The following is a 14,387-nucleotide window of genomic DNA, read 5'->3' on the forward strand; positions in this document are numbered from 1 at the left end:
TAATCACCCTACTGATAGAAACTTCTATTTACTTTCAAATTCATTAAAAAAAAGAGGTTGTATTTTCTACAACCTCTTTTTTTTAATAGCAAATACAGCAAATCTTTCTGTCCGGGCTACAGGCGTCGCCTACTCCCGGTGTATTGGAAATGACACCCCCTGCTGGTCCACATAGGGTATAGCAGTTAACAATAAGAGGTCTTGCTCCTCCATCAATCTTCTTTAATGCTGATCTGTTAAGACTTTTCATTTTTAAAAAACTTGTTTTCATGATTTTATTTTTTGGTTATCATAAATATAAGTATTTAATAATTAAGTGTTTAAAAATAAATCACAAAATATGGATAAGAAAATTACTTCTTCAGCAAAGGAAAACAGACAGTATTTTTATGCATGGGTTTCAAAGAACTCATGCAAAGCTTCCACATTTTTCTTATCATTCCCTACAAAAATTTCTTTATCAGTAAGGAAAACCGGTCTTTTTAAGAATGTATAATGATCCAGCAACAGTTCCTTATAATCTTTTTCAGTTAAAGACTTCACATCCAGCCCTCTCAATTTGATCTGAGTAGACTTTTTGCTGAACAATGCTTCATAAGACTTCGTTTTCTTATGCATCTCTGCAAGCTCTTCTTCTGTAATCGGTTCTTTTTTGATCTCTCGAAGCTCCCAGCCTGTAAGGTCAAACTGTGCTAATATTTTTCTGCAGGTATCGCAGGTATTGAGATGAAATACTTTTTTCATTGTTGTTTACGAATCTTAAATTAATAAAAATTCTCGTCTGTAAGAATTTAGTCTTTCAAAAGTAGGATTTAATCTAAAAATTTGAAAATTATTAAATAACTTTATTCAAATTTTATAAAGATGCAGAACAAACCTATTACATTTCAGTTTATTTCAGAGCCTTCGGATGTTAATTACGGAGGAAACGTACATGGCGGAAGCGTTATGAAATGGATTGATCAGGCTGGTTATGCATGTGCTACTACCTGGAGCGGAAATTACTCCGTAACAGTGTATGTGGGTGGCATTCGTTTTTATGACCCTATTAAAATAGGTGAGGTAGTAAAAGTAGATGCACAGGTCATCTTTACCGGAACTTCCAGCATGCATATCTCGATCAATGTTTTTTCACGAAATCTGAAACAGCCAACATTTGAAAAAAAGACCCATTGTATCATTGTCTTTGTTGCGGTGGATGAAAACGGAAAAAAACTCCCTGTTCCCAAATGGATTCCTGAAACCGAAGAGGAGAAACAACAGGAGAAGTATGCCAAGCGCCTGATGGAACTGAGAACACAGATTGAGGATGAGATGAAACCTTTTCTGTGAATACGGGATAAAAAGCTAGATAATGAGCAAGTATAAAAAATTTGCTATTTAGATTAATATCATACAACATCATTTTTAATATACATAGTATGAGAAATATTTTCACATTATCTGCTTTACTGCTTATCATTTTATGCCCGTCCCAGATACATCGATTTATCTATGAAATGCAATACAAGATGGATTCTACAGAAAATGGGCTTGAAAAACTGAATATGATCCTGGATATTGGCTCCAAAGAAGTGAAGTTTTATGGGCAAAATCTGGCCATTACGGATTCTTTGAATAAAAAATTCGGAATGAATTCTGACTATACAGACATGTCCGGCCAAGTGATAAAAAGGAGAATCAACTCTTTTGATAATGAAAATTACATCAATATCAAACAAGGGTATTATTCTTTTAAAACAACGGATAAAATCAATTGGACTATTTCTGATGAAATTAAAAAATCTGAAAATTATATTTTGCAAAAAGCAAGTGCAAGATTCGGGGGAAGAAGCTGGACGGCATGGTTTTGTAAGGATATTCCTTTTAATGAAGGCCCATTTAAGTTTCGCGGACTTCCAGGCTTAATTTTTGAGCTCTCCGATGCAGGGAAAAATTTCATCTATACTCTTGTCAGAAGCCAGGTACTTCCAGATTCCTATTCCACTGAAAACTTTGTAGAATCCAACTTTGGAAATAAAGCAGTCCCTATCAACGAAAAACAAAAGCATAAGCTAATGATAGAGTTTTACAATGATCCTTTTACTTTTGAAAGAAATACTTTCAGCAAAACAAATAGTGATTTAAAGATTAATATTAATGGAAAAGAGATCCATAGTGTTGATGAACTCAATACTCAGACCAAAAGTATGCAGGAAGTGATTAGAAGGTACAACAATCCTCTTGAAATTGATAAAGCTGTTCATTATAAAGAATAATAAAATTTAAAACTTCTTTAATTCTTTTCAGTTTTTTTGAAAAACAGATTCTTCTTTTTATATTTGTATCATCAAAAAGGAAATGGTGTTCTTCCTTCCCCAACCGCTCCACAAAAGCTGATGACGCCTGATTGAAAGATTATTAACAATAACTGATCAGGATTATTATGTCAAAAAATCAAAGAACACTTGCTAAAAAAGCAGTTTTTCACACCCATTTTTTCTTCAGAAAATTTCCGGCACTGCCCTATATTTTAAAATGGCTGTTAATCAGTATTATTATCGGTATTTTGGCAGGAACCGCTTCAGCAGGATTTTTACAGTCATTGGAATGGGCCTCCCGTTTTAGGGAAAACCATCTTTGGATGATCGCTCTACTCCCTGTTGCCGGTTTTCTGATTGGGCTTTTATATTATTATTGGGGGAAAGATGTTGAAGCAGGAAATAATATTCTGATCGATAATATTCTGGATCCGAAAAAAATTATCCCTTTTAAAATGGCTCCCTTTGTTTATCTTGGAACAATGGTCACTCATTTATTCGGAGGTTCTGCCGGCCGTGAAGGGACCGCTCTTCAGATGGCCGCGGCTCTTGCGGATCAACTTAGCAAGCCTTTTAAACTTGATCGAAATGAAAGAAGAGTATTACTGATTGCTGCCATTGCTGCAGGTTTTGGGTCTGTTTTCGGAACCCCGCTGGCTGGTGCGGTCTTTGGACTTGAAGTATTTCTTATCGGAAAGATACGTTACAATGCTATTTTTCCAGCTTTTGCTTCAGCTATACTGGCAGACTGGACAACCAATTTATGGAACGTTAAGCATACTCATTATCATATTGATTTTATTCCTAAATTAGAATTTTTGCCCATTTTATACAGTATTCTGGCTGGAATAGCTTTCGGAATCTGTGCTGCAGGCTTTAGCAGAATAATCCATTGGGCAGGAGTTTTTTTCAAATCAAGAATTCAGTATCCGCCATTTCGCCCGGTAGCCGGAGGTATCATAATAGCTTTGGCTGTTTTTGCGCTGGGTAGCACAAGATATATCGGACTCGGTGTTCCCGTCATTGTAGAGTCTTTTCAACAACAACTTCCCTTATATGATTTTGCCTTGAAAATGATCTTTACGATCGTTACCCTCTCCGCAGGATTCAAAGGAGGTGAGGTCACTCCACTGTTCTTCATAGGAGCCACACTGGGAAGCGCTTTATCTCTATTTATCCCGCTTCCATTTGGATTATTGGCAGGAATGGGCTTCGTAGCTGTATTTGCCGGAGCCACCAATACCCCTCTTGCCTGTATGCTAATGGGAATTGAATTGTTCGGAGCTGAATCTGGTGTGTATGTAGCGATTGCCTGTATTGTTTCTTATCTTCTTTCGGGGCATAACAGTATTTACAGTAAACAAAAAATAGGAGCTGCTAAAAACAAAAGATATGAAAGCCAACAGGATAAATCTATTTCGGACTTTTTATAGGAGACTGTTTGTGTAATGTGTAATGTATAATGTATAGTGTATAGTGTATAGTGTATAGTGTATAGTGTATAGTGTATAGTGTATAGTGTACTAAAATAATACTGTTATACTATCCGCTAAAACTCTCAGACTCTAAAACTCAAATAACAGCTGCTATTTCTTAACTTATAAGTATAATTCTTACCTTTGCAGCATGTTCGATTACAGGTTAAAAGTTTTTCATACTGTGGCTTCAAGACTAAGCTTTACCAAAGCTTCGGAGGAGCTTCATATTTCTCAACCGGCTGTCACAAAACACATCAAAGAAATTGAAAATCAACTGTCTGCAAAATTATTTGACCGTAAAGGAACTTCTATACAACTGACACAAAGCGGAAAGATCCTGTATGAATATGCTGAAAAGATCAGAGGGCTTTATCGGGATCTTGAATTTGAAATCAGCCAGGTCAATCAGCAACACAAAGGAAAACTGATCATTGGAGCAAGTACTACCGTTGCCCAGTATATCCTTCCGGAAATTTTAGCAAAATTCAATGCTTATTATAAAGATATTAAGATTGAACTTCTTACGGGGAATACTGAAGCTATCTCTGCTCTTTTAAAAGATGAAAAAATAGATCTTGGCATTATTGAAGGAGAATCCCAATCTTCTTACTTTGATTATAAATCTTTTAAAGCTGATGAAATTGTGCTGGCTGCAAAAACCAATCATTCATTAGCCCACAAAACATTGAATATAAAAGACCTGTACTCTATCAATCTGATTTTCAGAGAACAAGGATCAGGAACACTTGAATTCATTCAAAACAGACTTCGAGATAACGGAGTTAATATCAATGAATTAAACACTGTTATTCAGCTGGGAAGCAGCGAAAGTATCAAAAACTACCTCCTCCATTCAGACTGTATGGCTTTTCTCTCCATCAGCACGATCCTTACCGAACTGAAAAACAATATCTTAACTGTCGTAGACATTAAAAATTTCAGTATTGAAAGGGATTTTCACTTCATCCTTCCAAAAGGGGAACAATCTGAGCTGATAGAGCTTTTTTTAAGGTTTACGGAATTATGATGTATGTTGTATAATGTACAATGTAGAAAGTATAAAGTACAATGTATAAAGTACAATGTAGAATGTTCTTTGGGAAATTATTTAAGTTATAACCTATAGTTATTCAAGATAACAAAATACGATTTACTTTGTAATACTATATTGCCGAATTTTGAAACATAATTTAAAGTTCGCAATATGAAAGATTTCATTCAACATGAAACAATACGCAAAATCGTTTTTATCATACTGGCTGTATTATGCCTTACTCCACTGATCTCCTCTCCTATAGCTCTGGCGTTGGGTTTTTTACTGGCCGTTTTTATCGGAAACCCTTTTGAAAAACATCTTCATCAATACATTCATCTGCTACTACAAATTTCCATTGTAGGCCTGGGATTTGGATTAAAATTGGATGAAGCGTTACATGCAGGAAAAACAGGGTTAGTGTTAACAGTAGTGAGCATACTAACCGTGATGATTTTAGGATATTTTTTAGGAAGATTATTCAAACTTGAAAGACCGTTATCCTATCTTATTTCTGCAGGAACCGCCATTTGTGGTGGGAGTGCTATTGCAGCTGTTTCTCCTATTATTAAACCCAGCACAAAACAGATTTCCCTGGCTTTAGCTATTGTTTTCACATTGAATTCTATTGCTTTATTCGTATACCCGGCTATTGGACATCTGCTTCATCTCTCTCAGGAACAGTTTGGTCTTTGGTGTGCCGTGGGAATCCATGATACCAGTTCTGTAGTAGGTGCCGCCAGTAAATATGGCGATGAAGCTTTAAAAATTGCAACCACTGTAAAGCTGGCAAGAGCATTGTGGATCATTCCCGTTTCCCTGATCACGATGTTTATCTTTAAAAATAAAGAATCAAAAATAAAAATCCCCTGGTTTATCGGGTATTTCATCCTTGCTATTCTGTTGAATACTTATTTTCCTTTTATGGACCGTTTCAGCAGTGAGATCACCACCTTTGCAAAATCAGGATTGAATCTGACATTATTTTTTATAGGCTCCAGTCTTTCTATTCAAACATTGAAAACAATAGGGATTAAACCTTTAGTGACGGCGGTACTTCTTTGGATCACCATCAGTATAGGCAGCCTTCTTTATATTATTCAATAAAAGCAGCGGGACCCTTTTGAAATCAAAAGGGTCCCGCCTGTTAAATGTGGAAATGTTTATTTCAGTTGAATAGTATCTTAAATAACCAATCGGTTAGCAAGTCATCACCTGTGGGCATCCAATTAGCTCAACACAGTATTTAGGGCCTGTTACAGCTCCCGTACAACTGCATCCGCAAAGTGAAGCATCCGGAGTTCCAATTCCGGAACCTCCAATACCACCTGTAATATTCTTCAGATCTTCTTTTCTTAATTTTTTAGCATTTTTAATAATGTTCATGTGATTTGATTTTGATTAAACAATATAATTTAGTTGCCTCCCAAAGTTAAACAAATATTAATTATTCGCAACATAATTTAATATATTTTTAACTAATACATTGATTTAAAATTAATTAATATATTAAAAATCATAAATCACACTTTGCCAATTATTAAACAGATATAAATATTACTTTAATCCAAGACGTTATCAATATAGTACATAAAACAGTTTTTCTTTTTGACTGGTTTTGGTACAGCTTTCCCAACTAAACAGGCTCAAAAAAATAAATATGGCTATTTTCATTGTATTTTATCCACCCCAGACTCCTTTTACTTTATATTTTTTAAGAGGGATTTCTTCACTTTCACATTGTACAGACAGCTTCATCTCATTATACATAAAAGTTGGTGTGATTATAATATCTATTGGCTTATCCGGATATTTTGCTTTTAATTTCTTGAAAATATCAAGCATTTCCATATCATCAAAAAAAACTTCAGTATAATATTTTGTAAATGAAAATTCCACATTATAAGGAATTCCATCCTGCCTGTATGTTTCAACTGCTTTAGCATCCATTAGAAAGCCAGACTCTCCATCATAATTAATACGGTAAATTCTTCTAATCTTATCTTGTTCATCATAAGATCGTAATGCAAAACGATACTTATATTTCTCTCTGTATTGATCCCATATCCCAAAAGGAATACCATTTTCTTTGATCTTCTGTTTAGTACTGTCAGGAACTAATATTTTATATGATAATTCATAGAACTGTTCCTGAGTTTCCTTAGGATCAATTCTTCTCATAAACTCATCTTTATTGACAAAAGTTTCTTTGGCCTGCAAACGGCAAACCTCTCTTTTATGATGGTTGCCTGACAACCAGACCACTATCACACCGCCCGGAGCGGCTCCTATGGTAAGTTCGTCATAAGTACTCTCTTCCCAGGGAAATTCACCTTTATCATCCGGATTACCCTGTATCATAAAACCTTCTCGAAATAACTGAAGTATTTTTTCCTTAGGAAGATCAGCATCCACCCGCCAGAACTTCTTTTCCACATAACTTACATAAGTAAGATCCAAATGAGAGGGAATCGTACTCCCTCCCTGACCTGCTTTAGCTCCGTCATACTGCCAACTTCCCGTTGTAACCCCGGCCTTAGGCACTCCACAGATCAGTTTTTTTTTATCATCAGTTAATACTCCTATATGTACTTCTACAGGATATTCATCAGGTGCTGTCATTGTTACCATATAAGGAAATTTTTCTTTTTGGCTGTTTTTCATCTTTGATATATCATTTTTTTTGCACGCCTGTAGCAGAAATATGCTACAAAACAGGCCTAGAATATATACTTTCATGTGCTAACTTTCTTACTATCTTTTATTCCTGACCATCATCAGGTTTCATTAATATATTTTCCTTTTCCGCTTACCATTGACAATATTAGGATAATTTTTCTGAGAAATAAGGTCAGATCCTGACTGTCCATATGTAGCATTCCAATGCAGGTAATGGTTTCTTAGAAATTTAATTTCCCTGTTCTTTTTATGGGCTTCTACATTATTACGCTGCTGGCCTTCCAACTGGCGTTGCTGCCACTCAAAAACCGCATGTCGGTCACCTGTGGCATGTACTACCGGAGGTTCTTTATACACCTCAGGTTCGACAAATGCCAAAGGACTTCCCCCATTAAAGGTATACTTTTTCAGCTTCTCTTTGATGCCTTCTAAAAATACAATATTACCAGCAATCCAATTGTCCTGAAATTTATATGCTCTTTCTTCAATATTAGCTTGATCAATAGGTATATGTTTTTTGATACAGAACTCTGCCATCAGATGCAGCGGAATAAAACTATACTGATTGCTTAATTTTCTCTCTCCTTCCAGTCTGTAATTGTTAACACTAAGTCTATAAAAAGGATCTTTTTTAATACTAAGCTCTCCCTGCAGAAACCATCCCTGCCTGATAAGCTCCTCAGAAAGGAAATATAATGAGTCTTTCACAATAGTGGCATCAATTCTTTTGGGGTTATCAGTCCACCCTTCTACATAAGCACCTCCTACATCACAATGTACTCCCGGATAGTATAATTCAATTCCTCCTTTTTTTCCACTGTCCGGTGACGTTTTGGGTACAGAAGAAATATCGACCAGACTGAAATTCGCCCGGTGTTCATCTGCAGCTACCATATGGACTACGTAGTCTGCTTTGTTCACATCATTCAGTCCAAGATCCTTGCTGTCATTCGACTGAAACAATCCATGATGGGGTACAGTATCATAAATTCCCACAAATCTTATCTGCACTTTTGTCTGCTCATCCATCAATCCGGCTTCGGAAAGCAATTGTCCCAGGTAGCCAAAGGCAGGCATCACCCCATTAGCATAAGACTCAGCCAGATTGTATCCAAATTTATCCTTTACAATAAACCCTTCCTTCCATGCTTTTGTATGAGCCTTATATCTTCCCTCTGTCACCACATGAACAAAATGCCTTGCTGCCGCTGCCCCCCGACTAAACCCAAAAACATCAAAAGTAAGAGTTCCTACTGTTTTAAATTCTTTTGAAATATTATTCAAAATCTCAGTTTTAACATCGTTAATCGATTTTCTTACCCTATCCATAATTCCGGCTGCTCCCATTCCAAAAGCAGGTCCCATCATCAGATCATCCCCTTTATAATCATCAACCTCCAAAGCATCTCCATAATATTTAGGTGCTGTGTTGGTTCCCATTCCTTCTGTATAAATTTTAAAAATAGTTTTTGAGTCTATAATATAGTTCTTAAATAAAATAGCCGGATTAGAAAGATCGTTCTCAAAACTGGTTTCCCCTTTGGATGGATCTCCATCTACAGCACCCCCTTTTTTCCTATAAATATTTTGGGCTTCCGCAGCACTTGCTTTTGATCCTTCAGCATTCTTTACTCCTTCTTTCTCAGTCACTTTTTGCCTTAGTTCTGTATTGTACATATTATTCAATGTGCCATCCAGGAAAACGCCAAATGTAAAGTTCACATGTTCTTTTTTTAGTTTGGCAACAGATTCCGGTTTACCCACCACTACAGGCATATTGGTGGCTTTGGGCGTATCAATATGCGTTTTGAGTTCATTTTGTACCACAAGCTGTATCTTCTCCTGGGTATGGTTTATATGATTTTTGTATTCAACCTTTACATAGTACTCGTGTTCACTTTCATTTACATAGTCTATTTTGTTAAGCTTAGCCTGATAAAGACTGATGTTATTGAAATAAAGATAGGCTCTGCCTTTATCATCCACTCCGGAAGTTGTATACGTACCCATAGAGCGGTCTCCTGTTACATCATCTTCATATACAGAAACCTTCAGTGTATCTCCCTTAGGAATATTGAGGGTCTTTACAGCCAACTGTACTTTATCCAGATAACCTATTTTCCTTGTTCCCACAGGTCTCCCTCCGGAATCCTGCCATTCCATGGAAAGGAGTTGCGGTTTTCCAGCCAGAATATAGAGATTGATGGAGTAATTTACCTCTCTTCCGTTCTGGACTACTACAGCGATGAGTTTTACTGTTTTTTCAGCCAGATTTACAGCAAATCTAAAAACCCCTTTTGTATTGCTGCCAAGGATTTTACCATTATATTCTATTTTCCATTCTTTTACCATCACCTGTACTGTAGCATTCAATATGGAATACTGATAGGTTGTATTCGTCAATGGCCTTGTTTCCCCTATGACTTTCATATCCAATTAATTACAGGGTTATAAAAGTATCATATCCGTCTGTTTCTTCCTCATCACGATACAGATTTATAAATGGAAAGAGCTCTGCAAGTACCTCGGGATCTGCATTTTTCACATTCTGTTCGGAAGCTTCAACGGTTTGCCCATGAAATATAATTTCTATACTGGCTATTCCGCTGATGGCACATACAGCCTTACTATCTTCCAGCAAGGCTTTTCCATTATTATCTGCTAGGGTAATGTTTTCATAATAACCTTCCCAGCCTGTAACCGTGGGAGTACAGGGATTATTATTCATTTTAGCACAATTTCCGAAGGTATTCTTCTCAAAAGTAGATCCGATATCCACATGAGTAGCCATCAGTTTTTCTGCTCCGTCTTTGTCGTTGATGTATCTTTTGCTTTGGGTTTTTACCTTAAGTGTATCAGGAGTAGTACCAAACCGGCATTGGCATACCGCCCCCTGGCATACGAGATGTTTTTCGCTCATTGTGTGTGTGTTTTTTATACTTACAATTTACTAATTTTCTGTAAGTACACAAACATTTTCAAATATTAAATCTCTTTACAGGGAAAAAAAATAAAGCATTATTCAAGCTGAAAGACCAGGTAAAACAGACTTACTAAAGTTCTCTTGATCCGGGTTTCAATTCTATTCTATGAATTCAAGATCTTTATCATGGGTTTCTGAGATCGTAAGTGCAGAATAAAAGGCAAGTCCAAATACAATCACTCCCACGATAGCGGCACTCCCAATTACAGAAAAATAAGCTTTAAGAGAATCAAAAGCCAGAATCATGACAGGAACCAACCCTCTTACCATATTCGGAACCGTAGTGGTTGCTGTATTTCGGATATTGGTTCCGAACTGTTCTGCGGCCAATGTCACAAACATTGCCCAATACCCCGTTCCAAGACCCAGCCATATGCAAAACAGATAGTATTTTGTTTCGGTATTGGTATTTCCAAACAACATAATTGCGGCTCCAATCAGAGTAAAAATCAACATATAAAATATGGCCATCTTACGGGATTTTAATGCATGAGAAATAAATCCACTCATCAGATCACCGACAGAAATCCCTACATAAGCCCACATGATTGCTTTTCCGGGATTAAGATCTTTAATTCCAAATTCAGGAGCAAACTGATTGGCTAAAACCGCCAGAATACCTATGCAATACCACGTGGGTAAGCCTACGGCAATGCATTTTAAATACCTTATCAAACGGTCTTTATGGGTAAAGAAGGAAAGGAAATCTCCTTTGGAGACACTTTTATGTTCAATATTTTTATAAATTCCGGATTCTGAGACGCTTATTCTAAGCACTAATAACAAGATTCCCATAACTCCACCAATGATGTAAGAGATATTCCATCCCCCTGATAATTCTACGGTCAGCTGAGCGACTACCGCACCCATTAATCCAAATCCGGCAACAACGGACGTCCCAATTGCCCTCAAACTCTTCGGCAAGCTTTCAGAAACAAGGGTAATTCCGGCTCCAAGCTCTCCGGCGAGACCAATCCCCGCAATGAACCTTAATCCGGCATATTGATACACTAAATGTTCTTTTGGAAAATAAGGCAGAAAACCACATGCTATATTTGCTATGGAATACACCAGAATAGAGCCGAAAAGTACAGAAAGCCGTCCTTTTTTATCTCCAAAAATACCCCAGAAGACTCCTCCAATCAGAAGTCCTACCATCTGGCAGTTTAGAATAAAAGTGCCGTCAGCATCAGGATTGAGCCCTAAAGCCTTCAGGCTGGGAATCCTTACAATCCCAAATAAAAGGAGGTCATAGATATCTACAAAATAGCCTAGGGCAGAAATAATAACGGGAATAGAGAAAATGTACTTCATTTTTGAAGACAGGGACAGTTCTTGCATTTTTAAATTTTGATAAAAATAAAAAACCTTTCAATTTCTTGAAAGGTTTTTATATAATATCTTAATCCGATTATTATCTTGCAATATTCACAGCTCTCGTCTCTCTGATTACTGTTACTTTTACCTGACCTGGATAAGTAAGTTCGTTCTGGATCTTTTCAGAGATATCGTAAGATAGCTGAGAAGCAATTTCGTCATTTACTTTTCCGCTCTCTACCATTACTCTTAGCTCTCTACCTGCCTGGATTGCATAAGCACTGGACACTCCGTCAAAGCTTAATGCAGCAGATTCAAGGTCTTTCAGTCTCTGGATATAAGATTCCAATACCTGTCTTCTTGCTCCCGGTCTTGCTCCTGAAATAGCATCGGCTACCTGAATAATCGGAGATAATAATGATTTCATTTCAATCTCGTCGTGGTGAGCACCAATAGCATTCACTACTTCCGGATTTTCACCATATTTCTCAGCCCATTGCATTCCTAATAAAGCGTGAGGAAGTTCAGACTCCTGCTCAGGCACTTTACCGATATCGTGTAACAGACCAGCTCTCTTAGCTAATTTTACATTTAATCCCAGTTCAGCAGCCATAGTTGCAGCAATGTTCGCTACCTCTCTTGAGTGCTGTAACAGGTTTTGTCCGTAAGAAGAACGGTACTTCATTCTACCCACAATTTTAATCAATTCAGGGTGCAATCCGTGGATTCCCAAATCAATAATTGTTCTTTTTCCTACTTCAATGATCTCCTCTTCAATTTGCTTTCTTGTTTTTTCTACCACTTCTTCAATTCTTGCAGGGTGGATTCTACCATCTGTAACCAATCTGTGAAGTGATAGTCTTGCGATTTCTCTTCTTACAGGATCAAAACATGAAAGAAGAATGGCTTCCGGAGTATCATCAACAATAATTTCTACTCCTGTAATCGCTTCCAAAGCACGGATATTTCTACCCTCTCTACCGATAATTCTACCTTTTACCTCATCAGATTCAATATTGAAAACTGATACTGAGTTTTCGATAGCCTGTTCTGTTCCGATTCTCTGAATCGTCTGAATAACAATCTTTCTGGCTTCATTCTTAGCATTCAGCTGAGCTTCTTCCATAATACCCTGAACATGAGCCTGAGCTCTGGTTTTAGCTTCAGCTTTCATGGTTTCTACCAATTCTGCTTTGGCTTCATCTGCGGTATAATTAGAAATTTTTTCAAGAACTTCAACCTTTTTAGCGGTAGCAGTATCCAATTCCTGTTGTTTTCTTTCTAAAACTTCATTTTTCTTAGAATAATCAGCAATCTGCTTATCTAAGTCTTTTTCAAGTTTTCCTACCTTGCTAAGTTCGTCATTCAGTTTGTGTTCTTTGTCTTTTGTTCTTTTTTCTACTTCCTGCATTTTCTTTTCGCGAGACTGAATGTCAGCGTCATGCTGAGACTTCAATTCCAGGAATTTTTCTTTTGCCTGAAGGTTCTTTTCTTTCTTTATGGATTCAGCTTGTACATTAGCTTTTTCTATAAGGTTTTCGGCATTTTTATTGGCATCATCGATGATGAATTTTGCTTTAGTATTCAGTGAGCTTTTGGAAAAAAACATTCCAACGACAGCCCCGATTACTAAACAAACAACGCCGACTATAACTTCTATCATAATTTATATTGAGTTTTAATTGTATTTATATTTTTCAATAAAAAAAGCCCACAATAATCCAGGGATTGAGAGTAAACTCCTAATCAACACGATTTGAACTGATTTCCACTATCTGTAATCCGGGAATCCGGCACGCCATTTAATGGACATTCGTTCGGCAATTGCTTAGCGTTGAGTTTACCTTTAATGTGTTAGAATTATTGTAGGCAGTCTTTTTCAGGAAAAAAAATCTATTTCCCGATTTCATTCAACGATTGATTAATCTGTGCTAACCTCTCGTTGGTAGAATTAATATTTTTTTCGTAGTTAACAGAAACTACTTCTGCATTGGTTCCCAGTTTAAGGGCACACATGGCTAAAGCATCCTGTTTATCTCTTACGTCAAAGTTTTGTTCAAAATCTTTAATCATATTCTCTATCTGCTTCCCTACTTTACGCAACGTTTCTTCTTCTGCTGCGGGTACGTTCAGCGGATATACTCTTCCTGCAATGTTTACGGTTATTCTCCTTACCTCCATTATAATCCACTGTTTTGAAGCTGTGCAATACAGAAATCTATTTCTTTCACCAATCTGTTGATATGATTTTTCATTAACCTATTGTGTTCAGGATTTCCTGATATTGCTGAATAAAGTTTTATATTTTTTTGTTCTTCTGCTAATACCTGATTTCTTCGTCTTTCCTCATCATATTTCACTTTCAGTTCTTCATGCTCAACACTTAGTTCTGATAAACTTTCAGTAAGATTTTTATAATTCTTTTGTAGAGCCAAAATCTTTTTTTCTAATTCTGAAAAATTGTTTTCTAAATCTTGAAGCATTTCAGGTTTGTATATTCTAACTAGAAGCAAAAATAAAAAAATAATAACACTAACAAAAATAAAAAGCCTTATATTTTGGTATACCCACAAAAAAGGAGATGCTAAAGCACCTCC

The 14,387-nt window shown here is 36.6% G+C and carries 15 protein-coding genes and 1 riboswitch; of the genes, 5 read left to right on the forward strand and 10 right to left on the reverse strand.

From position 1 onward, the window contains the following. Positions 1 to 82: 82 nt before the first annotated feature. Positions 83 to 271: a hypothetical protein gene (locus tag B8967_RS10175; protein ID WP_047485430.1), complete on the reverse strand. Its 189-nt coding sequence runs from the start codon at positions 269 to 271 to the stop codon at positions 83 to 85. 116 nt (positions 272 to 387) lie between these two features. After that, positions 388 to 744, reverse strand: coding sequence for an arsenate reductase family protein (locus tag B8967_RS10180; RefSeq protein WP_084086019.1), 357 nt, complete (start codon positions 742 to 744; stop codon positions 388 to 390). A gap of 120 nt (positions 745 to 864) precedes the next feature. On the opposite strand from B8967_RS10180, the gene B8967_RS10185 reads away from it, so the two are divergent. The 5 genes from B8967_RS10185 to B8967_RS10205 all read left to right on the forward strand — a co-directional run bounded on the left by B8967_RS10185 (position 865) and on the right by B8967_RS10205 (position 5,918). Then, positions 865 to 1,332, forward strand: coding sequence for an acyl-CoA thioesterase (locus B8967_RS10185; RefSeq protein ID WP_047485434.1), 468 nt, complete (start codon positions 865 to 867; stop codon positions 1,330 to 1,332). An 89-nt stretch (positions 1,333 to 1,421) separates the two neighbouring features. Next, on the forward strand, positions 1,422 to 2,258 hold the full coding sequence (locus B8967_RS10190) for a GLPGLI family protein (RefSeq protein WP_084086020.1): 837 nt from the start codon (positions 1,422 to 1,424) through the stop codon (positions 2,256 to 2,258). A 69-nt stretch (positions 2,259 to 2,327) separates the two neighbouring features. Continuing rightward, positions 2,328 to 2,395, forward strand: a riboswitch (Fluoride riboswitch). A gap of 30 nt (positions 2,396 to 2,425) precedes the next feature. Beyond that, positions 2,426 to 3,733 (forward strand): voltage-gated chloride channel family protein, encoded by a 1,308-nt coding sequence (locus B8967_RS10195; RefSeq protein ID WP_143330502.1) that lies wholly within the window; start codon positions 2,426 to 2,428, stop codon positions 3,731 to 3,733. Positions 3,734 to 3,926: 193 nt separating this feature from the next. Then, a complete protein-coding gene (locus tag B8967_RS10200; RefSeq protein WP_047485436.1) occupies positions 3,927 to 4,805 on the forward strand; it encodes a LysR substrate-binding domain-containing protein in 879 nt (292 codons plus the stop codon). Between the two features lie 177 nt (positions 4,806 to 4,982). Then, on the forward strand, positions 4,983 to 5,918 hold the full coding sequence (locus B8967_RS10205) for a YeiH family protein (protein ID WP_084086021.1): 936 nt from the start codon (positions 4,983 to 4,985) through the stop codon (positions 5,916 to 5,918). Between the two features lie 93 nt (positions 5,919 to 6,011). Here B8967_RS10205 and B8967_RS10210 read toward each other — a convergent pair whose 3' ends face one another. From B8967_RS10210 to B8967_RS10245, 8 genes are all read right to left on the reverse strand, one after another. Beyond that, on the reverse strand, positions 6,012 to 6,197 hold the full coding sequence (locus B8967_RS10210) for a hypothetical protein (protein WP_047485441.1): 186 nt from the start codon (positions 6,195 to 6,197) through the stop codon (positions 6,012 to 6,014). A gap of 294 nt (positions 6,198 to 6,491) precedes the next feature. Further along, positions 6,492 to 7,475, reverse strand: a complete 984-nt coding sequence (locus B8967_RS10215) for a DUF2931 family protein (RefSeq protein ID WP_228406117.1) — start codon at positions 7,473 to 7,475, stop codon at positions 6,492 to 6,494. Between the two features lie 123 nt (positions 7,476 to 7,598). Next, the gene (locus tag B8967_RS10220) at positions 7,599 to 9,920 is read right to left on the reverse strand and encodes a T6SS phospholipase effector Tle1-like catalytic domain-containing protein (RefSeq protein ID WP_084086023.1); all 2,322 of its coding nucleotides are present in this window, start codon (positions 9,918 to 9,920) and stop codon (positions 7,599 to 7,601) included. Positions 9,921 to 9,930: 10 nt separating this feature from the next. Next, on the reverse strand, positions 9,931 to 10,410 hold the full coding sequence (locus B8967_RS10225; RefSeq protein ID WP_084086024.1) for a DUF4280 domain-containing protein: 480 nt from the start codon (positions 10,408 to 10,410) through the stop codon (positions 9,931 to 9,933). A gap of 162 nt (positions 10,411 to 10,572) precedes the next feature. Continuing rightward, entirely contained in the window at positions 10,573 to 11,814 is a 1,242-nt protein-coding gene (locus B8967_RS10230) for an MFS transporter (RefSeq protein ID WP_047485449.1), read from the reverse strand. Positions 11,815 to 11,887: 73 nt separating this feature from the next. Further along, on the reverse strand, positions 11,888 to 13,453 hold the full coding sequence (gene rny, locus B8967_RS10235; protein ID WP_047485450.1) for a ribonuclease Y: 1,566 nt from the start codon (positions 13,451 to 13,453) through the stop codon (positions 11,888 to 11,890). A 230-nt stretch (positions 13,454 to 13,683) separates the two neighbouring features. Beyond that, positions 13,684 to 13,971, reverse strand: a complete 288-nt coding sequence (locus B8967_RS10240) for a cell division protein ZapA (protein ID WP_047485454.1) — start codon at positions 13,969 to 13,971, stop codon at positions 13,684 to 13,686. Then, on the reverse strand, positions 13,971 to 14,273 hold the full coding sequence (locus B8967_RS10245; RefSeq protein ID WP_047485456.1) for a hypothetical protein: 303 nt from the start codon (positions 14,271 to 14,273) through the stop codon (positions 13,971 to 13,973). Before B8967_RS10245 ends, B8967_RS10240 begins: the two co-directional genes overlap by 1 nt. Between the last annotated feature and the right edge of the window lie 114 nt (positions 14,274 to 14,387).

The organism is Chryseobacterium sp. YR221, assembly GCF_900176315.1.
GTDB classification, from domain to species: Bacteria; Bacteroidota; Bacteroidia; order Flavobacteriales; family Weeksellaceae; genus Chryseobacterium; species Chryseobacterium rhizosphaerae.